Genomic DNA, 22,925 nt, shown 5'->3' with positions numbered 1-22,925 from the left:
CACCCATACAGCCCCATCGTCGCGGTACTGCGTTACCGCGCCATTGCGCAGCTGTTCTGTTGGCGATAAGCCCGCCGCCGCCGGCTCATCGGTCAGCGTCTCCCGACGGGAAGCTCACCCACCCGGGCCAGCGTCCGAATCAGGAGGATCGCGGTGTCCTCACCGAACTCCTCGACCAGCAATGCCTTGACCTGCGCCTCCTGCCGGGCAAGCCGCCGCACCTTGGTCTTGCCCCTGACCGACAGGTAGATCAGTACGCGCCGGCGGTCGGTGGCATCGACGCGGCGGAGCACAAATCCTCCTTCGACGAGCTTGTCGACGATCCGGGTGAGCGTGGGCGGCGGGATCCCCATCGCCGCGGAGATGTCGCTCATCGTGAAGCCATCCCCGCTGCGGAGCGCACCAAGGACCCGCCAGCCCTCCAGGCTCGCAATCTCGGCGTCGAGCAATCCCTGCGTCAACGCCTCGGTCCACCAGCGTCCGACCCGAAAGAACACCTCGGAAACGCTCTCGATACTGGTCGAGGTCGGCACAACGCTCCTGACGTCATTGCTTCCGATGAAAACTATTGTCGACTGCAGCTTATCCCGGTCACCCGGGCGCGGCGACCGCGCGCGGGGGAACCAGGTTCCCGATCAGCGTGGCGCCCCACTCCGAGGCCAGCCCGAATCCCGCTCCGACCAACGCCGTCGTCGCGGCGACCAGTGCCGGATGCCCGAATCCTGCTGTGGTCACGCCGTTTCCGGTGGCAGCTATCGTGCCGACCGTCATCGCGAACCCGAAAACGATTGCTGGAGTCCCTGATATCCATGGCACTCGGGAAACCTGAACCATCACCAGGCTGCCGACCCCGACAGCGATCGACAGCAGCAGTGCGCTTTCGGTGGACTGAACCGACCACAGTGTCGCTGTGGCGATCGCGATCCCGGTCCAGTTGCACGCCACCGACTTCAGCAGCCCGCTGATCCCCGATCCGACGAAGAAGAACGATGCCCAAGCCAGGAACAACACCCACACCGGCAACGGCCACACCGTTGCGGTCATCAACGTCGAGAGCATCCCGAGCACCCCGACGCTGATGGACAACGCAGTCATCTTCGACATCACAGCGCTCCCTTCAGTGCCCGTGGTCATGGTCGTGGTCGTGTCCATGGTCATGGTCGGCGTGCGAAAGTCGGACTGCCTCCTCGCGAACGCGGTCCTCCAGGCCGGCCTCGTGGAGGAACTGCTTCTCCACAGCGAGTCGGGTGAACGCCTCGCCGAACTGGCGGTAGTACACCGCCGGGTCGCAGACGTCGGTCATCCCGAGGCTTTCCGACTCCCCGATCACGTCGATGAGGTGTTTCTTGAATTCGTCCCATTCGAAAATCCGGGACTTGCACATCTGCACAACGAGCCCGAAAAGCCTTCCCTGCCAGGGTGCATCGAAGATGAGTTCGCCATTGGAGCGAGGCAGTGCCGTGGCGTCACCCGGATCGTCGAATCCGACGAACGCGATCTCGTCGGTCGGCGCGCTCATCAGGCCGCCTCCGGCGCGGACACCAGTGCGGTGCCGACCATCGAGTCTCGACTGATCAGCGGCACCAGCTCGTCGGCGGTCAGACCTTCGGTGCCCTTCGGACGTTCGGGGATGACCAGGTAGCGGATCTCGGCGCTGCTGTCCCACACGTCGATCTTCACGTGGTCTTGAAGTTCGACACCGAACTCGGCGAGCACGCTGCGCGGTTCCTTGACCACCCGGGCGCGGTACTGCGGATACTTGAACCAGGCGGGCGGGATGCCCAGCAGCGTCCAGGGGTAGCACGAGCACAGCGTGCACACCACGACGTTGTGTCGGTCGGCGGTGTTCTCGACAGCCACCATGTGCTCGGTCTGCAGGCCGGTGAAGCCCATGTCCGCGATCGCGGCGGTGGCGTCGGAGAGCAGCCATTCACGGTACTGCGGGTCGGTCCACGCTCGCGCCACCACCTTGGCGCCGTTGACCGGGCCCATGTCGTTCTCGAACGACGCCACCACCGCGTCGACGGCCTCGTGCTCGGCCAGGCCCTTCTCCACCATCAACGACTCGAGCGCGTTGACCCGCGCTTCGACGTCTTTCAAAGACAGCCAATCCATCTCGTGTTCTCCTTGTCCGAAAGCGGTCACTTGCCGAGAGGTTCGAGGTAGCCCTCGAACAGATCGGCGTAAAGGTCGAATTCCTCGCTTGCTTCGTCGCCCCACAGCTCGGTCGAGCTGAACTTCACCATGTAGAGCTGGTGTGGCTCATCCTCCTGCCGGTGGGCACTGGCCGCCGGATCATGAAAAGCCCCATACAGTTTGGCGATCACTCCCTTGGCACGATTGAGGTAGCCCGGCAGGCGGTTGTGACTGGTCGCGTTGATGTTGCGCACCGCGACGGCGTCACCGACCGCGAACACCGGCGGAGTATCGGCTGACAGGTCGTGAGGCGTGCCCGCCCACAGCACGTCGACCATCTGCTGCGCGAACGGCGACAGGGTCTCGGGCTTCTGCGGGTGCGGAGTCATCTGCGGGGTACCGAGCTCGGCCATTCGTGCGTCGATCTCGTCATGGGAGATGTACCCCTTGTCGTTGAGCAGCTTCTCCACTGAGAACAGCCAGTGCGCGTAGTACGTCGAGTCGATGTATTCGCTCCACTTCATCAGCTCGATCCCGTGCCGTTGCTCGTCGAGGTTGAACGCGCCCTTGGCGATCGCCATCGCCGTGACGGCGTGCATGCGGCCCTCGAACGGATACCGCCAATCGGGGATCCCCGGTTCGAGAAATTCCTCGGCGATGGCGCCGAGACCGTCACGCCCTCCGACATCATGCGGACCATGCATCGCGGTCACGCCTCCGATCCTTATTTCATGTTGGCAATACTTCCAGACGAAACTATGCACATGATGCGTGCGCCATCGCAATTGCTGGGGCCAGCCGTAACAGGGCCTTAACCTGATTCCAAAACCGTGTTAAATGTGCGTTTCGTCCAACTCCTAACCTGGCATTCGAGTTGACGGCGAGCAGCATGCATTCGCACACTGGCGCTCGTTCAAAATATTTTCATCAGACAAATATTCAACAGAGAGGTCCCCCATGTCTCCCACTTCGACGGCAACGTCCCGGCGCGCCGGCGTGCTCGATCTACCGGACACCTCACGGCTGGAGGCAGCCCTGTGGCTGACCACCACGACCGTGGTGGCGTTGATCGCCTACTACTTCCTCGGCTATGACCAGGGCGCGGTGTCGGTGTTCGGGTCCGACACCCACGTCCACGAATTCCTCCACGACGCCCGGCATCTGCTGGGCTTCCCCTGCCACTAGAAAGGCACCGACGATGGAGAAACGAATCATCGCCCTCGGCCTGGCCGGTGGGCTGGCCGCAGGGTTGGCCACCTTCGTCTACGCCCGCCTACAGATGGCGCCGCTGATCGACGCGGCCATCGACTTCGAAGGGGCGCGTGCACACGTAGAGGAATCGCTGACCGGCGGGCACAGCCACGAACACGAGGTGTTCAGCCGAGCGGTGCAGGAGAACGTCGGGGCAGCGGTGGGCACCGTTGCGTTCGGCGTGATCGTGGGTGCGCTGTTCGCGGTGGCGCTGACGATGACGTTCGCCGCCCTCACGCGGCACGGGGTGCGAGCAGACCTGCGCGGAGCCGCCGTGGCCACCGCGGCAGCGGCGTTCGTCACCGTGGCACTGATGCCTTCTCTGGCCTACCCGGCCAACCCTCCCGGCGTCGGCGATCCCGATACGGCAGGTGAACGCACGTTCCTGTACCTGACCGTGATGGTCGTGTCGATCGCTGTTGCGGCACTCGCCCTGGCCGCGGCATTGCGGCTGGCACCGCGGATCGGCGGAGCACGAGCCGCAGTCACCGCCTTCGCCGGCTACCTGGTGTCGATGACAGCGGTCATCGTCGTGATGCCCCCGGTCCGCGAGGTCCCGGAACCCCTGACCGGCCCCGACGGTTCCGCGATCTTCCCCGGCTTCCCGGCCGAGCTTCTCGCCGACTTCCGACTGTCCTCGGTGATCAGCCACGCTGTGATGTGGACCGTGCTCGGCGCCACGTTCGCCGTCGCGCTTCCCCGGGTCGTCGCCCCAGCACCGATGGCAGCGGTGGCACATGCCGGTCGTTGAGTTCACCCCGTCCCGCGAGCAGTACGTGTGGACGTTCGGCGGCGCCGAACCTGTCATGGAGGTCGCCCCGGGCACCGTCCTGCGGCTGTGGACCGAAGATGCATTCGCCGGCCGGGTGACCTCACCCGACGACAAACCCAGCCAGGTACTCAACCCCAAGGAGCTCAACCCCCAGACCGGACCGTTCTACGTCACCGGGGCAGAGCCCGGCGACACCCTCGCACTGCACGTGGTGTCGTTGACACCGGCGCGGGACTGGGCGGCGTCGACGACCATCCCCCTGTTCGGAGCATTGACCGGAACCGACAGGACGGCGGGCCTTCAAACACCGTTGAAGGAGCTGACCTGGATATACGCAGTTGACCGGGCAGCGTCGACCGCGGTGTTCACCGCCCACGAGTCGGATTTCGAATTGACGTTTCCGCTGGCTCCGATGCTGGGCACGGTCGGTGTCGCGCCCGCACTGCGCGAAGTCCGTACCACCCTGGTGCCCGACTACTTCGGCGGGAACATGGACACCCCCGAGCTGCGCGCAGGCACCACGGTCTATCTCGGTGTGAACGTCGAGGGCGCGCTGTTCTCCATCGGCGACGGCCATTACCGCCAGGGCGAGGGTGAGACGTGCGGAACCGCCTTGGAAGGGGCCATGGACGTCACGCTCATCGTCGATCTGATCAAGGGCCACGCCCCGGCCTGGCCCCGGTTCGAGCACGACGACGCGCTTCTCACCGTGGGCTCCGCGCGTCCGCTCGAAGACGCCTGGCGGTGTAGTCAGGTGGAGATGGTGCGGTGGTTGGTCGAGCTCTACGCCCTGGGGGAACTCGATGCGTATCAGCTGTGCAGCCAGCTGTGCCTGTCGCCGCTGGCCAACGTCGTCGACGTCAACTACAGCGCAGTCACCAAGATCCCGAAAGTTCTTCTGCCCGAGGCCAGCCCGTTCTCCGGGATGCACACCTCGCTGAGGTCCCAGGGGGCGATGTTGGCGTGAGGAGCTAGCGCTGGTGGCGTGGCTGCCACACCACCAGCGCGGTGCTCTTTGCGCGCGGCTGAGCCCGCAGTTGCTCGACCTCGGCGCTCAGTTCGCGGACCCGGGCCTGCAGCGCCTCGACCTGGTTGGTCAGCTCGATGATCCGCTTGATCCCCGCCAGGTTGACGCCCTCGTCCTGCGACAGCCGCTGCACCTCGCGGAGAAGATCGACGTCACGTTCCGAATAGCGCCGTCCGCCACCGGAACTACGCTGGGGGCTGACCAGACCCAGCCGGTCGTAGGTGCGCAGGGTCTGCGCGTGCATTCCGGCCAGTTCGGCAGCCACCGAGATCAGAAACGTCCTGGCTTCCTCCCTGCGGCCGGCACTCATTGGAGCCCTCGGTTCTTCGCGCGAGCGCTCATCACAGCGAACCGGCCCATCCCGCCCGGGGATCGAACCCAGCGGCGCGCTCGGCTTTGGCGTAGGCCTCGAGGGCCTCGACGGCCTCACCCTCCAGATTGGGTGGCACCGCCACCTTCACGGTGACCAGCAGATCGCCGTGGCCCCCGGACCGCTTGGGCACGCCACGTCCACGCACCCGCAGGATGCGACCGTCCGACGTCCCCTTGGGCACCCTCACCCCGACCTTGCCTTCCAGCGTCGGAACCGAAAGCGTTGTACCCAAGGCCAACTCGTGATAGCTGACCGGGACCGTCACGGTCAGGTCATCGCCGTTGCGCCCGAACACCTTGTCCGGCCTGACATGAACGGTCACGTAGAGGTCACCCGACGGCGCTCCCCGGAGTCCGGCTTCGCCCTGGCCGGCCAGCCGGATCCGCTGACCGTCCTCGACGCCTGGAGGTATCCGCACGTTGATGGTGCGGGTGCGGGTGGTCACGCCCGTTCCCTTGCACTCGTTGCACGGGTTCTCGATGATCGACCCGCTGCCGCGGCATTCGGTGCACGGTTCGGAGAAGCCGAACGCGCCCTGATTGCGGCTGATGACGCCGGCTCCGTTGCAGTTCGGGCAGACCTTCGGGCTGGTTCCCGGACGTGCGCCACTGCCGTGGCAGTTGGTGCAAGGCGCCGGGCTGGTCAGCCGAAGTGGCATCGCCACACCCTTGGTGGCCTCCAGGAAGCTGAGCTCGGTCTCGGTCTCGAGGTCGTTGCCCCGGCGCGGACGCGACGGGCGCGGTTGCTGAGCACCCCGCCCGAAAAGCCCGCCGAACAGATCCCCGATGTTCGCACCCCCGGTTTGACCGGCAGCATCGAACAGGTCGTTCAGGTTGAACTCCTGACCGTCGCCGCCGCCGCCGAACCCGCCGAAACCTCCGCCGCCCCCGCCACCCGCACCGAAGCGGCCACGACCGAACCCGCCGCCTGCGAACAGCCGGCGGGTTTCGTCGTACTCCTTGCGCTTCGCCGGATCCGTGAGGACTTCCTTGGCTTCCGAGGCGGCTTTGTACCGTTCTTCGGCCGCGGCGTTGCCGGGGTTCCGGTCGGGGTGGTTCTCGGAGAGAATCTTGCGGGCGGCCCGCTTGATCTCTTTCTCGTCGGCATCAGAGGTGACGCCGAGCTCCTTGTAGAAGTCCTTCTCAACCCACTCTCGCTGGGCCATATCGGGTCACCTCCTCTCCCGCTCGTTGTTGTAGATGGTCAACTCTTATGATTCTGAGGGTTGTTCCGCGCTCACGTCGGCATTACCGTCGGCCGCGGTCGCGTCGGGAACAGTGTCGACGACGCCCACCATGGCGTGGCGGACCACCTGATCACCGACCTTGTAGCCGCGCCGCATCACGGTCCCAACGACCGGATGCGTGCCCTCGCCTTCGTGCTGAACGGCTTCGTGCAACGCAGGATCGAACTCGTCACCCTCGCTACCGAATCCCGAAAGCCCAAGCGCCTCAAGCGCTGTCGAGAGCTTGTCGGCGACAGACCGCAGCGGTCCGGACTCCAGGTCACCGTGGCTACGGGCCCGGTCCAGGTCGTCGAGAACCGGCAACAGCTGGGTGATCACCGACGCCTTGGCGCGGTCGGAGATCAACTGCTGATCGCGCAGCGCCCGCTTACGGTAATTGGCGAAATCCGCCTGCACGCGTTGCAGGTCGTTGAGCAACTCGGCCGCCTTGCCGGCTTCCTCGACGGATTCGCCCGCGAACTCGTCCGGCGCCGGCCCCCCACTGGGGGCCGGCCCGGCGGCCGCGGCGTCCCGCACCTGACCCGTTTCCGGGTCTATGCGCCGCTTGTCGGTGACGGTGATCGGTTCCTGTTCAGCGGAACGGTCTCGGTCGGCGTCACTCACTTGCGCTCCTGATCGTCCTCAACAACCTCGGCGTCGACGACGTCGTCGTTGGAACCGTCGGCCCCGGAGGCGTCACCGCCACCGGCAGCCTGCTCGGCCTGGGTGGCCTCGTAGATCGCCTGGCCCAGGGCCTGGCTCTCCTCACCCAGCTTCTCCATCGCGGACTTGATCGCACCGATGTCGGTGCCAGCCAACGCCGTCTTGGCCTCGGTGATCGCGCCGTCGACCTTGGTCAGCGTGTCCTCGGATACTGAAGGACCACCCGCTCCCTCCTTGGGTTCCCGCTGCTCCTTGACGAACTTCTCCGTCTGGTAGACGAGCGATTCGGCCTGGTTGCGGACGTCGGCCTCTTCGCGACGCGTGCGGTCCTCCTCGGCGTGCGCCTCGGCGTCCTTGATCATCCGGTCGATCTCCTCCTGGGAGAGGCCGGAGCCTTCCTGGATGCGGATCGTGTTCTCCTTGCCGGTGCCCTTGTCCTTGGCGGTGACGTGCACGATGCCGTTGGCGTCGATGTCGAAGGTGACCTCGATCTGCGGCACGCCGCGGGGGGCCGGCGGGATACCGGTCAGCTCGAAGGAGCCGAGCAGCTTGTTGTGCGAGGCGATCTCACGTTCGCCCTGGAACACCTGGATCTGCACCGACGGCTGATTGTCGTCGGCCGTGGTGAACGTCTCCGACCGCTTGGTCGGGATCGTGGTGTTGCGCTCGATCAGCTTGGTCATCACGCCGCCCTTGGTCTCGATACCGAGGGACAGCGGCGTGACGTCAAGCAGCAGAACGTCCTTCACCTCACCCTTGAGCACACCGGCCTGAAGTGCGGCGCCGACGGCGACGACCTCGTCCGGGTTGACGCCCTTGTTGGGCTCCTGGCCGCCGGTCATCTCCTTGACCAGCTCGGAGACCGCGGGCATCCGGGTGGAGCCGCCGACGAGGACCACGTGGTCGATGTCGCCGACTGCGATCCCGGCATCCTTGATGACCTGCTGGAACGGCTTGCGGGTGCGATCGAGCAGATCCTGGGTGATGCGCTGGAACTCCGAGCGGGTCAGCTGCTCGTCGAGGAACAGCGGGTTCTTGTCCGCGTCGACCGTGATGTAGGGCAGATTGATCGAGGTGGACTGACCCGAGCTCAGCTCGATCTTCGCCTTCTCGGCGGCTTCACGCAGCCGCTGCATCGCCATCTTGTCCTTGGTCAGGTCGATGCCGGCCGAGGCCTTGAACTTGTCGACGAGCCATTCGACGATCCGGTCGTCCCAGTCGTCGCCGCCGAGGTGATTGTCGCCGGAGGTGGCGCGCACCTCGACCACACCCTCGCCGATCTCCAGCAACGACACGTCGAAGGTGCCGCCGCCGAGGTCGAAGACCAGGATGGTCTGTTCCTTCTCGCCCTTGTCCAGGCCGTAGGCCAGCGCGGCCGCGGTCGGCTCGTTGACGATGCGCAGCACGTTGAGCCCGGCGATCTGGCCGGCTTCCTTCGTGGCCTGGCGCTGAGCGTCGTTGAAGTAGGCGGGCACCGTGATGACGGCGTCGGCGATGTCTTCACCGAGGTAGCTCTCGGCGTCGCGCTTGAGCTTCTGCAGGATGCGTGCGCTGATCTCCTGCGGCGTGTAGTTCTTTCCGTCGATCTCCACGGACCATTCCGTGCCGATCTCACGCTTGACCGAACGGATGGTCCGGTCGACGTTGGTCACCGCCTGGTTCTTGGCGGGCTGACCCACCAGCACTTCGCCGTTGCGGGCAAACGCGACGACCGAAGGGGTGGTCCGGGAGCCCTCGGAGTTGGCGACGACGACTGGGTCGCCACCTTCCAGCACTGCGACGACGGAGTTGGTGGTCCCGAGGTCGATACCGACCGCACGAGCCATAATTGCTGCCTCCTGAATAGACGTTTAGTTGGTCCTCAGATGTGTGAGTGCACCGCGCTCAAGACTGCACCTGTTGCCACCGTGGTGTCAACTCAGACTTGAGTCTGATTCACTCAACTATCGATAGAGCCAACGGGACCGTGCCGTGATTTGTTCCCGTCCGCACCGCTCGCTTGCGCGAAATACCATTCCGGGTCGCGATCTGCAGCGTCATCGCAGCCCTGGCTTCACACTCACGGTGCGACCGCCGACCTCCTCCACCAGCGTCGACCCGCGCGTCACTTGCGTCACTGTCGCCACATGCTGGGTACGCTGGTCGGAATGAACACGCGCCTGGCGATCGCAAGCGTGCTTGCCTGCGCCGGCCTGCTCGCCGGATGCCAGTCCAGCGTCGAGGGCACCGCCACGCGGGAACAGGACTCGTTCGCCGAGCCGGAGTTTTCCACCCCGCGGCCGAGCCGCCCCACCGCGGCACCGCCGTCCACCATGAACCCGCGTCCGACCCCGACGGCGCCCCGGCCCTCCAGCGGCGAGGTGCTCCAGCCCCGCAACGGGTATGTGTTCATCGAGACGAAGTCCGGCAAGACCAGGTGCCAACTCAACGCGCAGGAGGTGGGCTGCGAGGCGGCGTTCACCGATGCGCCCGAGATCGAGGGGACGCCGGCGAACGGGGTGCGCCTCACCGCCGACGGAAGGATCAGCTGGGTGCTGGGCAATCTGGGTGCCATCCCCGCCGAAACCCTGGACTATCGCACCTATTCGGCGGTGGGCTGGACCATCGAGGCCGATGTGGACGGCACCCGGTTCACCAACGACAGCACCGGACGGGGCATGGTCGTCAGTGTCGAAGGCGTCGAAGGCTTCTGACCCGGCGGCGCGTCACATCCGCCTGAAGTTTGACGTTTGATCCGACGTGGAACAGCACAGCGGATGAACGCCGACACCACCATCGAACCGCAGGTACTCGTGCTGTTCGGGGCGCGCGGCGATCGGGCGCTGTTCACCCGAAGCGACTGGGTCGACCGGCGGGCAGGTGGGAAACTCACCAAAGACGCACTACGGGAAACACGACAGAAGGGCCACCACTGACATGACCGTGGCACAGCGGGAACGGGCCGCCCTTGTTGCGACGTTCCGGGAGGTTCCGCCGGACGCACCCACCTTGTGCGAGGGCTGGGACGCCCGCGATCTCACCGCACACCTCGTGGTCCGAGAGCGCCGGTTGGACGCGGCGCCGGGAATCCTGATCCCGGCGTTCGCCGGCTACACCGAGCGGGTCCAGAAACAACTGGCGGCATCCACCGACTGGGATGCGCTGCTGGGTCAGGTCGCCGAGGGACCGCCGCTCTATTCGCCGTTCAAGCTGCTGGATCCGATCGCGAACGTGGCCGAGATGTTCATCCACCACGAGGACGTCCGACGGGCTCGTCCGGACTGGGAACCCCGGGCGCTCGACGACAGGACCGTCGCGGCGCTGCGCAGGCCGGTGGCGATGATGTCGCGGATGACGCTGCGCAAGGCACCGGCCAAGGTCGTTCTCCGCACCCCGCAGGGCCAGACGCTTGCCACCGCGGGGCAGGGCCAACCGGTCACGGTCACCGGGGAGCCCGGCGAGCTGCTGCTGTTCGCCGCCGGCCGCGACCAGGCCCGGGTCTCGATCGACGGACCGGCCGACCTGATCGAGCGGGTGAAGAAGGCCCGCGGCGGGCTGTGAGCATAGGCTGAAAGTCGTGGACCCAGTGGACTTCAGAATCTTCGTCGAACCCCAGCAGGGAGCCAGCTACGCCGACCAGCTCGCGGTCGCCCGGATCGCGGAGAGCGCGGGATATTCGGCGTTTTTCCGGTCCGACCACTATGTCGCGATGGCCGGCGACGGGCTGCCTGGTCCGACGGACTCGTGGGTGACGCTGGCCGGCCTCGCCCGGGAGACCACCTCGATCCGGCTCGGCACCATGGTGACCTCGGCGACGTTCCGCCACCCCGGGCCGTTGGCCATCTCGGTGGCCCAGGTCGACGAGATGTCCAACGGACGTATCGAATTCGGCATCGGCGCCGGGTGGTTCGAAGCCGAACACCGCGCCTACGCCATCCCCTTCCCGCCGCTGGGCGAGCGATTCGACCGGCTGACCGAGCAGCTCGAGATCCTCACCGGGCTGTGGACCACACCGGTCGGTGAGACCTTCGACTACACCGGGACGCACTACACCGTCTCCGAGTCCCCAGCATTGCCCAAACCCGCCCAATCACCGCACCCGCCGATCATCATCGGCGGCGGTGGCGCCAAACGGACCCCGGCGCTGGCCGCCAGATACGCCGCCGAGTTCAACATCCCGTTCGTACCGCTGGAAACGCTTAGCACGCAGTACGCGCGGGTCGCAGCGGCCGTCGAGGAGCAGGGGCGGGAAAAGGATTCGCTGACCTACTCGGCCGCGTTCGTGGTGTGCGCAGGCCGCGACGACGAGGACGTATCCCGGCGCGCGGCGGCGATCGGCCGCGAGGTCGACGAACTTCGCACGAACTCGCCTGCGGTCGGGACCCCGTCAGAGATCGTCGACAAACTGGGCCCCTTCATCGAAGCCGGTGTGCAGCGGGTCTACCTGCAGCTCCTCGACATGTCCGATCTCGACCACGTGGCGTTCTTCGCCGAGCGGGTCGTCCCCCAGCTCCGCTGAGTCAGCGTCCGACCGGTATCCGCGGCTACTATCGGTGGCCGTGAGCAGCCGGGATCGAGACGAAGACGCCCATGGGGAGGCGCCACCCGTCCCCTGGCACAACCGCACCTCGACCTTGCTCGGAGCCAGCCTGGCGGGCATGGCCGCGATCGCGCTGCTGGTCGTCACGATCAGCTGGGGCACCCGGCAGTTCAACGATCCGCCGCAGGCACCCATCAACTACATCGACTCGGGGACCTCGGCCACCGAGACCCGGTCGCCGACGCGCACCACGACCGGGACCATCACCAGCACCAGCCCGCCGGTCACCACCGACATCAATCCCGACCTGACGCCTCCGAGCACCGCCGACACCTCGGAATCACCTGGCCGGAACCCGAACTACCGCCCTCCCAGGACACGCGAGGACGACGCGGACGACGATTCCACCTCACGAACCACCCGCAACCGCCCGCGCACCAACGTGACACGCACGCTGAACCCGGCTCCGTAGCGGCGAGCGCGCCTACTATCGGGATTCGTGGCGCGCTACGGATCTCCTGACGACCCGAACAACTACTCGGACGAGGAGCCGACCCAGCTCAGCAACTACGGCTCCTACGACGAGCCGCCGCCCGGCGGTGTGCCCTGGTACCGCAAGCCGGTGGCACTGGTCGCGTTCGGCGCGATCGGCGCGGTGCTTATCGCCCTGATCGTCTACGGGCTGGCCAAGGCCATCACCGGCGACTCGACGTCGGACACCACCACGACGACATCCCTCACACCGGTGACGTCGACCCCGGCCCCGGCCGTGGTGCCCCCCGCGACAGTGACCGAGACCGCCACCCCGACGACGACCACCGAGGTCGCCCCGACCACCACCGAGCCGACGACCACCACGACAACAACGACAACAACCACGACGACGCCGACCACGTCGGTCACCACGAGCACCAGTACCAGCACCGTCACCCAGACCGAAACCGAGACAGTGACGGAGACTCCGCCGCCGCCGGCAGAGCCCTGAGTCCAGCTGTGACGAAGGTGCTTGTCACCGGTTTCGGGCCTTATGCCGATACCCCCACCAATCCCGCGCAGCTGGCCGCGGAGGCCGTGGACGGCCGAGTCATCGCCGGCGCCTCGGTGGTGTCGCGGATCGTGCCCGGCGCATACTTCGAGTCCGTCGCGGCAACCGTTCAGGCGGTCGACGAAGTGGGACCTGAGCTGTTGATCATGCTCGGGGAGTTCGGCGGGCGTTCCATGATCACGGTTGAACGGCTGGCGCAGAACCTCAACGACTGCGCGCGCTACGGGGTCGCCGACACCGCCGGAGAAGTACTGAACGGGCAACCCACCGCCCCCGACGGTCCCGTCGCCTACTGGGCCACCACACCCAACCGCGCGATGGTGATCGCGATGCGCCGAGCCGGCATTCCCGCCGACTTGTCCGACGCCGCCGGCACTTTCGTGTGCAATCACCTGCTGTACGGGATGCTGCACCACATCGCCCGGCACGACCTGCCGATCCGGGCGGGCTGGCTGCACCTGCCCCATCTGCCCGAGGTCGCCGCGCTCGACCGCAACCTGGGCGCTCCCAGCATGTCGGTGGACACGGCAGCGGCGGGAATCTCGGCTGCGATCGAGGCGGCGGTGACACACACCGACGACATCGCCGACCCGTTCCCGTCCCGCCTGCAGATCTAGCCGGCCTGGCAGCCGGAAGCCGAGTCAGGCGCGCATTCGGAGTCGGCGACCGCCTCGGGGACGGCTGACGTTCCGGGCTCAGGTGGTGGCGTCTGCTGCGGCTCGGGCGTGGCCGTCGGTTCCGGTGTCGGCGAAGGTTCCGGAGTCGGCGTCGGCGTCGGTGTAGGGGTCGGCTCCGGTGTCGGCGAAGGCGTCGGGGTTGGTTCCGGAGTCGGCGAAGGTGTCGGGGTTGGCTCCGGAGTCGGCGAAGGCGTCGGGGTTGGCTCCGGCGTGGCCGAAGGCGTCGGGGTCGGCGAAGGTGTCGGGGTCGGCTCTGGTGTCGATGTCGGTGTCGGTTCCGGCGCGGCGGATGTCGCAGGGGCCGCAGGGAGAGGAATCACCGGCGGCGCCGCCTGCTTGGCGACCACCCGCCGTGGGGGCGGCGGCCCCTGAGGAGACACCTGGACCACCCGCGGTGCAGGAGCGTTCGCGACCACCGTCTCGGTCGCCGGTGGAGGCGGCAACGCGGTGAGCGGGGCAAGCGCCTCCATCGGCTGCGTCGCCACCGGTGTGGAGATCCCGGACGCGCCGGCCGGGGAGGTGTCGGCTTGACCGGTCTGCGTGGTCAGCACCAAGCCCGTCATCGCCACCGCGGCCAGACAGGCCGCACCGGCGAACAACACGCCGGGCCGCCGATACCAGGGCAGCGGGTCGAACTCGGGGACATCGTCACCTCGCGGATCGAAGTGGACGTCGGGTCGCGCGTCGGCCGACTCATAGACGGGTTCGACGAACTGGGTGTCGCCGAACCCGGTGGCGCCGAGGTCGGTGGTCTCCGCCGACCAGGCCAGCGGAACCGCCGCAGCCGCCACCGTCTCGGGCAGCCCAGGTGCCGAGACGAGCGCGGTGCGCGCCTCGTGTTCGGCGCCCCGCAGGGCGAGTAGCTCCGCCCCGGCCGCGGCCGCGGCCTGCGCGTAGGGCGTGGTGGTCACAGGCAGCCGAAGAGTCTCCGAAAGCCGTTGGGTGACAAGCGGAATACGCGCACCGCCACCTACTGTGGCGATCGCCGCGAGCTGTGTCGCAGCGATCCGGTTCCGCAGCAGCATGTCGAGCAGCACCTCGACGAACCCATCGAGCGGAGCCCGCATCACCGCCTCGAGTTCCGCTCGGGTCAGCCGGATCCTCGCCCCGGCACCGACCAGCCCGGTGGCGGTCGCACCAGTCAGCCGCTCCTTCGCGGCACGGCACTGCTCACGCAACTCGCTCAGCGACTCGACCGCCGACGTGCCTGCCGGGTCGACCTCCAGGTCGGTGAGCACGCGGCCCAGCACGGCCTGGTCGATGAGGTCCCCGGAGAAGTCGGGGTAGCGGACCGTCTGCCCGATCGGCGCGAAGCCGTTGCCGGCATCGGCCAGCGTGATGCTGCTGCCCGTGGCACCGAAATCGCACAGCGCCACCACACCGCGTGTCGGCAGCCCGGGGTCGGTCTGCAGCACGGTGAGTGCGGCCACCGCGTCGGACACCACGGTCAGATGCGGAACGCGGGCGCGCAGCGCCGCCACCGCCGACTCCGGCCAGTGCGCGGGCACCGCGACGGCGGCGACGTCGGGCCGCCGCTGCGGCCGGGCGATCCGGGTCAACGTTTCGATGGCGGTCGCAGCCAACCGGTCCGCATGGTGGCTGGAGCCGTCGGGCGCCACCAGTGGCACCGGGTCACCGACACGGTCGACGAACCCCGTCAGCGACACACCACCGGGCAGCGTCACCACCGCCCGCCGGACTGTCGGCCGTCCGTCGGCGACTGCGACGAGGTTAGCTGCGCCCAACGAGACACCCAGAGAACTGCGCATATCTGTTAGTCGTTTGCGAGCACGAAAACGTTAGGCGTCCCCGGCTCACCCGATCCCGCGCCGCTACCTGCCGCGCGCGTAGTCGGCGACCAGGGCCTCCGCGCTGCGCACCGCCGCCCGGCAGGCCCGCGCGGTGAACGGGTCGTTGAGGGGGTGATCAGCCCGGCGACGCCACCGCTGAGCTGCGGCGAAGGCGGCGCGCGGCCCGTCGTCGGGGGCGTCCGCCCGCAGTCCCAGTCGGCTGGCGGCATCGGTTCCGGAGCCGCCGATCAGGCGGCGCAACGAGGCCATCTCGTCAGGGTTGAGGGTGGTCGATCGGGACCGCAACTGGCTGATCAGCCGGAGTTCCTCGAACGCGTGGGTGTCGGCCAGCAGCGGCTCGATGTCGGCGAGAATCTGCGGGGTCGCGTACACCGGATTGCGTTGCACGAACTGTCGCAGCGACAACAGCGCGGTATGCGCTTTGAGCAGATCGGAGCGCTGCGCGAACTGCTGGTCGATCACCTCGCGCAGCGCCACCAGACCGCTGCGTTCGAGCAGTTCGTCGGCCAGCGCCACCGAGTCGGTGACCCCGGCGCGCAGCACGGCGATCGAGATCCGGATCCCGAACATCCCGAACCGGTCCAGCAGCGCCGCGCGGGTCGCGGCATCAACCGGCAACGCGGCTTCGCTGCCGTCCTCGCGCACGAATCGGTCGACCGACAGCATCGCTTTGGCCAATGCGGCGGGCTCCACCGCGGCGAGTTTCTCCAGCGCCACGAACTCGCTCTGCCGCAGCGTGCGGGCGGTCAGCGCCAACAGACCCGACACCGGCACCACGGCCTGGCAGATGCCGGTGCGGTCCATCTCTGCGGTGAACCGCTGCGCGACGTCCTTGGCCGACAACATCGCGTCGATGCGGCCTGCCCCGATCTCGTCGGCGCGGGAGGCCACCCCGATCACCCCGAGCGCGCCGGACGAGCCGCCGACCAGCTGACCGATCTGCTTGAGCAGCGCGATGTCGGCGGCGTTGAGGGTGCGCAGCAGGAACACCACGGCATCGACCCGGGGCACGCCGTCGTCGGGCACCAGCAACCGCAACGTGCGGGCCGAGACGTCGCGGGACAGCGACGAGGTGCCGGGCGTGTCGATGATCGTCGCGTCGGTCAGTTCGGCAGCCGGCCATTCGACGTCGAGGTCGACGATGTCGTCGGAGTCGAGCATCGCCATGTCGAACGTCAGGCCCCGCTCCTGCGCAGGACCGTCCGACCGCCGGGTGATCGGCACGTTGGAACGTCGCCCGCCGCGATGGTTGGCGGTCACCTTCGGGGTGGGGCCGTGACGGAACCAGGTGACGATGCGCGTCGCCTCGGTCGCGTCGGTCGGAGCGATGTCCTCGCCGACCAGGGCGTTGACCAGAGTCGACTTGCCGGCCTTGAGCGTGCCGGCCAACGCGATGCGCATGGGCTGGTTGAGCCGGCCGCCGATGCGCTCGAGTTCGCGCTGCAGGTCCGGACGTTGGCGGTAGGCGGGATCGGCCCGGTAGGCCGCGATGGTGCCCCCGAGGATGGCCCGCACTTGGTCGCTTGTGCTCAGGGTTCGCCCAGTCCCGTCCCGCTCGCCCGACTATTGACCGTTCGAGCTTAGTGACCCCGTCGCCGTGGCGAGCTTGTCCGCGTGATCGAGAACCTGCCGCAGGATGTTGAGCTGGCGCTCGAGCTCCTTGACCCGGGTGTTGCGCTCGGCCTCCTCCATCTTGACCGCTGCGACAGTGGCCTGCAGCGACTCGTTGAGCGAGCGGGTGGTCTGGTTCGCGATCTCGCGGTAGTGGTCGCGCAACTGCCGCTGGATCCCCTTGAGCCGGTCCCTGGACTCCTTGCTCACCACGAACGCGACATCGTCGACGAAGCGACGGACGTTCATCTTGGCGTCGCTGCGGATCCGCAGCATCCGGTTGTCCATCTCCTCCTTGTAGGCCTTTCGGCCGATCAGCGCTCCGGCGCCCAGTGACAACGGGTTGAACATCCCGAGGCCGGCCACCGACGTCAACATGCCGAACATCAACACCCCGCCGAAGGACCCGCGCATACCCGAGACCATCCGGTCTCCGACGCGGATCGGTTTGGCCTCCAGCGCCGTCAGCGACTTGAACTCGTCCATCCCGGCGCCCATGTCGCGGGGGTTGATCGCGGGCATGCGCACGGCATTCAGCCCGGCTTCGGTGAACGTCCTGGCCACCTCGGCGGCCAGGACCTCGGCCCGTTGATACGCCCACACGAAGTTGTCCCCGACCGCCGTGGCGACGGCGTCCTCGAGCTCGGCGCCGATCTCGGCCCAGTGCTGGGTCGGATCACAGGAGTCGATCGCGTTCTCGGTGTACTGGGTGATGTTGCGGAACCGGTGCCGCAGGTCGTGGTCGACGTCGGCGGTCAGGTCCGAGATGCCGTCGTTGAGGATCTGCTGCCACAACGCGGTCTGCTGCAACGCGTCCTGGGCCTCCTGCTTGCGACGCTCGAGGTCGGCGGTCAGACCGTCGCGGGCCTGCGGATCGGCCAGCGCCGAGAGTTCGGCCTCCAGAGCCAGTTTCAGATGCTCGGCAGCTGCCCGGACCTCCGCCGTCACCTGTCCGCGCAACCGGTCGTGGTGGCGGGCGAGCACGTCCTCGGACAGGAACTTCACGATCGCCGGGAAGTTCGATTCCTCGTTGAGTTCCTTGTCGTTGAGCTTCACGGCATGGCTGCGCAGCGTCGACGACGCCGGGATCATCGGCGCGGTGACGCCGGCACGACGCAGGTGGCCGGTGTTGGCGTCGACCACCTGCCGCCAGTGTGGGTACAGGTCGGTCTTACTCGCGACGATCGCGGCGACCGGGCAGATCTCGAGTGCCTGCCGGATGAACGTCATCTCGGGTTCGGTGAACTCACCGCTGGTGTCGCTGAGCATCAGCATCGCGTCGGCATCGGGAAGCAGGCCCAGCGTCGACGACAGGTGCGGCTGACCGTGGCCGCCGACCCCCGGGGTGTCGATGAACGCCAGACCGCCCTTGAGCAGCGGGCTGGGCGCGGTCACCTCGACCCGCAGCACCTCACGGCCACCGGCCTGCGGGGCGCGGCGCAGATCGTTGCCGAGGTCGCTGGTGGGGATCTCGACGAGTTCGGGCTCCTCCCCGTCGGGCCGCGCCACCACCAACCGCGCCGAAGCCTGCTCGCCGTAGGACACCACGGTGGCCAGCACCGTGGACTCGTCGTCTCCCACACGGGCGACCGGCATGTTCAGCAGTGAGTTGAGCAGCTGACTCTTGCCCTGTTTGAGCTGACCGGCGATCACCACCCGGACCTGCGGATCGCTGATCCGCCGCTTCGCCCACGCCAGCCGGGACACCAGATCGCCGCGCTCGTTGGTGTCGGCGATCGTGCTGGTGTGGTCGATGAGCTCGACGATCACCTTGGTGGGTTGCGTCATTGGTGCCCCTTTGTCCTGTTCAGTGATTCAAAGGTAGGCGCGCGAAACTGGCGGGGACCATCACGGTCCCCGCCAGCTGCGCTACGCGGTCGCGGTGTTTCAGAACGCGTCCAGTGACGTGTCGGTGCTGTTGTTCGACGCGACGTCGGTGTCGATCCCGGTGTTGGTCTCGAAACCGGTGTCGTTGCCCGAGAACAGCTCGGTCTCGGTGCTGTTGCCCGAGAACAGATCGGTGTTGGTCTCGTTGCCCGACCCGATGTTGGACTCGAAGTTCGAGGAGTTGTCCTCGATCGAGCTCTCCGTCGACGACGTGGTCTCCGTCTGCACCGACGTGTTGACCGAGTTGTCCTCGGTGTTGTCGCTGCCGTAGTTCCCGTCGATCTGGGTGCCGGTGTTGACGTCGTTGTCGGTGATGATGATGCCGCCACCGCTGCCGCCGTCGCCACCGGCCGCGTTGCCACTGCCGATGCCGATCAGGCTGTCGCCGCCGGCTGCGCCGCCGCCGTTGCCGCCGCTGGTGTCGACGTCGTTGAGCACCGGGGCGTCGTTGTCGGCGATGAGGTCACCACCCGCGGTCTGCGAATTGTCCTCGACCTCGTTGTCCTTGCCGACCACGACGTTGGAGCCGGAGCCGGCCAGGATGTCACCGTTGTTCATGGTGTTGCCGTCGCCGAGCGCGGCGCCGTCTCCGCTGACGATGTCACCGTCGTTGTCGCCGCCGACCACCACACCACCGTCGGTGGCGGTGTTGCTGGTCTTGTCGCCGAGGGTGATGTCGCCGAAGCCGAGGTTGAACGCGCCGTTCTGGGCGTTGGCGCCCGCGGCCTGGTCCGGGCTGGCGACGGGAACGTTGTTGCCGCTCAGCAGATCGGTGTTGTTGCGGCTGCCCAACTCGGTGTTGGTGTCCGGCGCGAAAGTGGTCTGCGGCGAGAACGGCGAGGCGAAGCTGGTGTTGAGGTTGTGATGGTCGCTCACCGCGCGCTGCAAGCCCAGCACCGGGTCGCCGCTACCGAACATGTAACCGGCCGGCGCCGCAGTCGCGGCGACCGACGCCAGCTGGGCTGCGGTCACGTTGGGCAGGCCGGCGTCACGCAATGCGCCGTCGGGGTCGATGACAAAAGACGTCGCTGCGGCGGGGCTGCGGAACAGGTCGAGGATGAAGTCGATGAGGGTTGTCATTGAACTGCCTTTCTGTTCTTCCCGGGTCCTACCGTGTTCCTCGGGGAGGTTTGCTCGCCGGGCCTCCCGGCGATCTGGACACCACGTTATGGACTTGAGAACCCGCGGCAAACGGGGTCGAGACCCCTCCCTGATCCGACCGACCTAGGGATGCCGGGCTACCCCCATTAGGGGATTAGGGGGTGCGGCGGGGGCATGAGGTGATCTGCCGGGGTCCGGTCATTTCCCCACCTCATACGACAAAACCGCGCGGCCTGGAAGGGCCGCGCGGTGTGATCGGAGAGGGCTCGATCAGCTGAAGATGTCGAATCCCGGACCCGGGTCGTCACCGGGCTGGATGTCGACGACCGGCTGGCCCCACTCGTCGGCGAGACCCGGGTCGCCGACCCCGGCCGCCTCCAGCGCAGGGTCGTCGAGCTGCAGCGATGCGGCGTCGTCGGCCACGTCGACGTCGGACGGCGCATCCAGGGCCGCGCCGACGTCCTCGACGGTGTCGGTCACCACGACTGGGGCGTCTATCACTCCCGGCCCCGGTGCCGGATCGGCGAACGCATCGAAGGCGGCGGTGGCCGCGCCGCTGGCCCACACGTTGCCCGCCTGCTCCACACCCAAGGCATCCAGTCCGGCCGACGGAGCGGTCATCGACAGCGATTCCGCGACCACCGGGATCAAGTTGCCGACGTCAGCACTGGTCACGTCGGTGAGGTGGGCGTCTGCAATGGCTTGCTCGGGATCGGCGGCGTAGCGTGCCGCGGCGTCGGGATCGCGCACCAACGACATCACGAAGTCGAGTAGCGAGTTCGCCACGACCACACCTCTCTGTTCGATTCCTGTGTTACACGCTGCCTGACACGATGCTAGCCACGTCGGTCGCTCCTCGGATCGGTGCGGAACCCAGCCGTGGGTTGAGCCCATTAGGGGATCGGCCATTAGGGGAATCGCGCCACTAGGGGAAATCCGCCGACCCGGGTGAGCCAGCCGTTAAGGTGGTGACCGGCCCAGACAGGAGAGACGCCACCATGACTGAACCACTGGGGTTGTCGATCGGGATGACCCATCTGGTCGCGGCCCGCGTCGGCCGCGCACCGGTGATGCGGCGATCGATCCTGACGCTCTTCGACGACCGTGCGCCCGAGGTCGGGGTGCCCACCGGGTCGGGCCTTGTCCTCAGCGGCTTCGTCGACCGCGTCGGCGACCCTGTCCCGCTGGTCGCCGCGGATGGATCGGCGCACCGCGGCGAGACCGTACTGGCTGAGGCGCTCGAGGCGATGGCGCGCACCGTCGACGGGGGTTCACCGGTCGCCATCGCGGTGCCCGCCCACTGGGGGCCGGGAACCGTGGGGGCGCTGCGCGGGGCGCTGCGCAACAAGCCGAGCCTGGCACCCGACGGGGTGCCTGCCGCGCTGATCCCCGATTCGACAGCCGCGCTGGCCGCCCTACAGGCCGCCCCGGGGCTGCCCGACCGGGGTGTCGTCCTGCTGGTCGACCTCGGCGGAAGCGGATCCAGCATCACCTTGGCCGACGCCGCGGCGAACCTCGACGCCATCGGCCAGACCGTCCGCTACCCGGAGCTCTCGGGCGACGGGATGGACCAGGCGCTGCTCAACCATGTGCTGGCGGGGATCGCCGACGCGAACAAGGCCGATCCCGCGGGCACCGAGGCCGTCGGGGCGCTGTCCCGGCTGCGCGACGAGTGCCGCAAGGCCAAGGAACGCCTCTCCGCGGAGACCGCCACCGTGGTGCAGGCCGATCTCCCCGGATTCCGCTCCGACCTGCGGGTGACCCGCCCCGAGTTCGAGCAGGTGATCGCCGAACCCCTGGGCGGACTGCTGAACGCGATCGACGACACATTGCAGCGCAACCAGATTCAGATCGCCGACGTGACGGCTGTCGCCACCGTGGGTGGCGGGGCTGCCATCCCGCTGGTGACCCAGCGGCTGTCCGAACACCTGCGCGCGCCGGTCGTCACCACCCCGGAGTCACAGCTGAACGTGGCCGCCGGTGCGGCTCTGGTCGCCAACCGGAGCCTGGAGGCCGACGCACCCACCGGCCTGGCTGCGGCCGCCGACATCCCGACGGCGATGGGACCGGCGGCATGGGCTGCGGGCGCAGCAGGCCTTGCCGCCGGCGAATCGGCCCAGGACGGTGCCGCGTCGGCGACCTTCCGTGCCCTGGCCTGGTCGCAGGACGACGAATCGGCCGGGGATCCGCTGCCCTACACCGGCGACGACTACGCCACGGCGGCCGCCTACGGCGACCCGGGTGCGACCGGCGCACGGCCGCCGGTGGCGTTCGGCCCCGGCGACGACGGATACGACGCATACGGCGGCGATCAGGACGAGCCGCCACCGTTGCCCTGGTACAAGCGTCCGCCGGTGCTGTTCGGGGCGGCCGCCGCGGCGGCGCTGCTCGCGATGGGCGGCCTCGCCGTGACGTTGACGAACTCCACCGGGGAACCCGCCCCGGTCACCGAGACCGCCACGCCGGATCCGGGAGAACCCGCCGCACCGGTGCTGCCGGACCCGGTCACCACGGTGACGGTCGGACCTGATGGTCAGGCGACCACGACGGTCAGCCAACCGCCGCCGGTGACGCCGTCGCCCACGACAACCACCGCGGCCACCACCACCACGACGGAGCCGACGACGACCACGACGACTACCACGACGGCCACCACCACGACGACGACGCGGACCACGACGACCCGGCCGACGACGACCCAGCCGACCACCACGACACCGCCGCCGACCACCACCGCGCCCCCGCCGACCACGCAGGACCCGCCGGACCCGCCGGATCCGATCACGACGACGGTCATCGCTCCCGACGACGGTGCGTGATCTGCGCC

At 67.9% G+C, this 22,925-nt stretch carries 25 protein-coding genes; 11 read left to right on the top strand and 14 right to left on the bottom strand.

Translation table 11 applies throughout. From position 1 onward, the window contains the following. Positions 1 to 92 precede the first annotated feature (92 nt). The 5 genes from BEMPMBAN_RS08885 to nthB are packed head-to-tail and all read right to left on the bottom strand — an operon-like array spanning position 93 to position 2,840. Positions 93 to 533 (bottom strand): MarR family winged helix-turn-helix transcriptional regulator, encoded by a 441-nt coding sequence (locus BEMPMBAN_RS08885; RefSeq protein WP_234897376.1) that lies wholly within the window; start codon positions 531 to 533, stop codon positions 93 to 95. A gap of 58 nt (positions 534 to 591) precedes the next feature. Continuing rightward, complete coding sequence (locus BEMPMBAN_RS08880; protein ID WP_159230004.1) at positions 592 to 1,104, bottom strand: DUF1097 domain-containing protein; 513 nt, start codon at positions 1,102 to 1,104, stop codon at positions 592 to 594. A 13-nt stretch (positions 1,105 to 1,117) separates the two neighbouring features. Next, on the bottom strand, positions 1,118 to 1,519 hold the full coding sequence (locus BEMPMBAN_RS08875) for an SH3-like domain-containing protein (RefSeq protein WP_159230003.1): 402 nt from the start codon (positions 1,517 to 1,519) through the stop codon (positions 1,118 to 1,120). Next, positions 1,519 to 2,115, bottom strand: coding sequence for a nitrile hydratase subunit alpha (gene nthA / locus BEMPMBAN_RS08870; RefSeq protein WP_159230002.1), 597 nt, complete (start codon positions 2,113 to 2,115; stop codon positions 1,519 to 1,521). The genes BEMPMBAN_RS08875 and nthA overlap by 1 nt, the downstream gene beginning before the upstream one ends. Positions 2,116 to 2,141: 26 nt before the next feature. Then, entirely contained in the window at positions 2,142 to 2,840 is a 699-nt protein-coding gene (gene nthB, locus BEMPMBAN_RS08865; protein WP_159230308.1) for a nitrile hydratase subunit beta, read from the bottom strand. A 253-nt stretch (positions 2,841 to 3,093) separates the two neighbouring features. Between nthB and BEMPMBAN_RS08860 the strand changes: the two genes are divergently transcribed. Genes BEMPMBAN_RS08860 through BEMPMBAN_RS08850 form a run of 3 tightly spaced genes read left to right on the top strand, consistent with a single transcriptional unit; the run spans position 3,094 to position 5,126 of the window. Continuing rightward, positions 3,094 to 3,321 carry a CbtB domain-containing protein gene (locus tag BEMPMBAN_RS08860; RefSeq protein ID WP_159230001.1) on the top strand — a complete coding sequence of 76 codons (228 nt, stop codon included), beginning with the start codon at positions 3,094 to 3,096 and terminating at the stop codon, positions 3,319 to 3,321. A gap of 13 nt (positions 3,322 to 3,334) precedes the next feature. Beyond that, positions 3,335 to 4,138, top strand: a complete 804-nt coding sequence (locus BEMPMBAN_RS08855; protein WP_159230000.1) for a CbtA family protein — start codon at positions 3,335 to 3,337, stop codon at positions 4,136 to 4,138. Continuing rightward, positions 4,125 to 5,126, top strand: a complete 1,002-nt coding sequence (locus BEMPMBAN_RS08850; protein ID WP_159229999.1) for an acetamidase/formamidase family protein — start codon at positions 4,125 to 4,127, stop codon at positions 5,124 to 5,126. Before BEMPMBAN_RS08855 ends, BEMPMBAN_RS08850 begins: the two co-directional genes overlap by 14 nt. 4 nt (positions 5,127 to 5,130) lie before the next feature. Here the strand turns inward: BEMPMBAN_RS08850 and BEMPMBAN_RS08845 are convergent, their stop codons facing one another. Genes BEMPMBAN_RS08845 through dnaK form a run of 4 tightly spaced genes read right to left on the bottom strand, consistent with a single transcriptional unit; the run spans position 5,131 to position 9,273 of the window. After that, complete coding sequence (locus BEMPMBAN_RS08845) at positions 5,131 to 5,496, bottom strand: heat shock protein transcriptional repressor HspR (protein ID WP_159229998.1); 366 nt, start codon at positions 5,494 to 5,496, stop codon at positions 5,131 to 5,133. Between the two features lie 31 nt (positions 5,497 to 5,527). Then, positions 5,528 to 6,724 carry a molecular chaperone DnaJ gene (dnaJ, locus tag BEMPMBAN_RS08840; protein WP_159229997.1) on the bottom strand — a complete coding sequence of 399 codons (1,197 nt, stop codon included), beginning with the start codon at positions 6,722 to 6,724 and terminating at the stop codon, positions 5,528 to 5,530. Between the two features lie 45 nt (positions 6,725 to 6,769). After that, on the bottom strand, positions 6,770 to 7,408 hold the full coding sequence (gene grpE / locus BEMPMBAN_RS08835) for a nucleotide exchange factor GrpE (protein ID WP_159229996.1): 639 nt from the start codon (positions 7,406 to 7,408) through the stop codon (positions 6,770 to 6,772). Beyond that, on the bottom strand, positions 7,405 to 9,273 hold the full coding sequence (gene dnaK, locus BEMPMBAN_RS08830) for a molecular chaperone DnaK (RefSeq protein WP_159229995.1): 1,869 nt from the start codon (positions 9,271 to 9,273) through the stop codon (positions 7,405 to 7,407). The genes grpE and dnaK overlap by 4 nt, the downstream gene beginning before the upstream one ends. A 321-nt stretch (positions 9,274 to 9,594) precedes the next feature. Between dnaK and BEMPMBAN_RS08825 the strand changes: the two genes are divergently transcribed. The 7 genes from BEMPMBAN_RS08825 (at position 9,595) to pcp (ending at position 13,628) form a co-directional block, all read left to right on the top strand. Beyond that, positions 9,595 to 10,140, top strand: coding sequence for a hypothetical protein (locus tag BEMPMBAN_RS08825; RefSeq protein WP_159229994.1), 546 nt, complete (start codon positions 9,595 to 9,597; stop codon positions 10,138 to 10,140). A 63-nt stretch (positions 10,141 to 10,203) separates the two neighbouring features. Next, a complete protein-coding gene (locus tag BEMPMBAN_RS08820; RefSeq protein WP_159229993.1) occupies positions 10,204 to 10,362 on the top strand; it encodes a hypothetical protein in 159 nt (52 codons plus the stop codon). A 1-nt stretch (position 10,363) separates the two neighbouring features. Continuing rightward, positions 10,364 to 10,987 (top strand): TIGR03085 family metal-binding protein, encoded by a 624-nt coding sequence (locus BEMPMBAN_RS08815; protein ID WP_159229992.1) that lies wholly within the window; start codon positions 10,364 to 10,366, stop codon positions 10,985 to 10,987. Between the two features lie 16 nt (positions 10,988 to 11,003). Further along, entirely contained in the window at positions 11,004 to 11,945 is a 942-nt protein-coding gene (locus BEMPMBAN_RS08810; RefSeq protein ID WP_159229991.1) for an LLM class F420-dependent oxidoreductase, read from the top strand. A gap of 40 nt (positions 11,946 to 11,985) precedes the next feature. Next, on the top strand, positions 11,986 to 12,438 hold the full coding sequence (locus BEMPMBAN_RS08805) for a hypothetical protein (RefSeq protein WP_337761749.1): 453 nt from the start codon (positions 11,986 to 11,988) through the stop codon (positions 12,436 to 12,438). Positions 12,439 to 12,465: 27 nt separating this feature from the next. Continuing rightward, a complete protein-coding gene (locus tag BEMPMBAN_RS08800; RefSeq protein WP_159229989.1) occupies positions 12,466 to 12,951 on the top strand; it encodes a hypothetical protein in 486 nt (161 codons plus the stop codon). Positions 12,952 to 12,959: 8 nt separating this feature from the next. Further along, positions 12,960 to 13,628: a pyroglutamyl-peptidase I gene (pcp, locus tag BEMPMBAN_RS08795; RefSeq protein ID WP_159229988.1), complete on the top strand. Its 669-nt coding sequence runs from the start codon at positions 12,960 to 12,962 to the stop codon at positions 13,626 to 13,628. On the opposite strand, the gene BEMPMBAN_RS08790 is transcribed toward pcp, so the two are convergent. From BEMPMBAN_RS08790 to BEMPMBAN_RS08770, 5 genes are all read right to left on the bottom strand, one after another. Then, complete coding sequence (locus BEMPMBAN_RS08790) at positions 13,625 to 15,457, bottom strand: Hsp70 family protein (protein ID WP_159229987.1); 1,833 nt, start codon at positions 15,455 to 15,457, stop codon at positions 13,625 to 13,627. The two genes, pcp and BEMPMBAN_RS08790, sit on opposite strands and share 4 nt — an antisense overlap. A gap of 63 nt (positions 15,458 to 15,520) precedes the next feature. Beyond that, on the bottom strand, positions 15,521 to 17,032 hold the full coding sequence (locus BEMPMBAN_RS08785; RefSeq protein WP_159230307.1) for a dynamin family protein: 1,512 nt from the start codon (positions 17,030 to 17,032) through the stop codon (positions 15,521 to 15,523). A gap of 30 nt (positions 17,033 to 17,062) precedes the next feature. Further along, positions 17,063 to 18,898: an isoniazid-induced dynamin-like GTPase IniA gene (gene iniA / locus BEMPMBAN_RS08780; RefSeq protein WP_200845922.1), complete on the bottom strand. Its 1,836-nt coding sequence runs from the start codon at positions 18,896 to 18,898 to the stop codon at positions 17,063 to 17,065. Positions 18,899 to 18,997: 99 nt separating this feature from the next. Beyond that, positions 18,998 to 20,077: an IniB N-terminal domain-containing protein gene (locus tag BEMPMBAN_RS08775; protein WP_159229986.1), complete on the bottom strand. Its 1,080-nt coding sequence runs from the start codon at positions 20,075 to 20,077 to the stop codon at positions 18,998 to 19,000. 291 nt (positions 20,078 to 20,368) lie between these two features. Then, the gene (locus BEMPMBAN_RS08770; RefSeq protein WP_159229985.1) at positions 20,369 to 20,884 is read right to left on the bottom strand and encodes an Rv0340 family IniB-related protein; all 516 of its coding nucleotides are present in this window, start codon (positions 20,882 to 20,884) and stop codon (positions 20,369 to 20,371) included. A gap of 212 nt (positions 20,885 to 21,096) precedes the next feature. On the opposite strand from BEMPMBAN_RS08770, the gene BEMPMBAN_RS08765 reads away from it, so the two are divergent. After that, positions 21,097 to 22,917, top strand: a complete 1,821-nt coding sequence (locus BEMPMBAN_RS08765) for an Hsp70 family protein (protein WP_159229984.1) — start codon at positions 21,097 to 21,099, stop codon at positions 22,915 to 22,917. The last annotated feature ends 8 nt before the right edge of the window (positions 22,918 to 22,925 follow it).

Source organism: Mycolicibacterium austroafricanum, from assembly GCF_902705885.1.
GTDB lineage: Bacteria > Actinomycetota > Actinomycetes > Mycobacteriales > Mycobacteriaceae > Mycobacterium > Mycobacterium vanbaalenii_A.
Note: the sequence above shows the minus strand (reverse complement) of the source record. Positions and strands in the feature narration are given on the sequence as shown.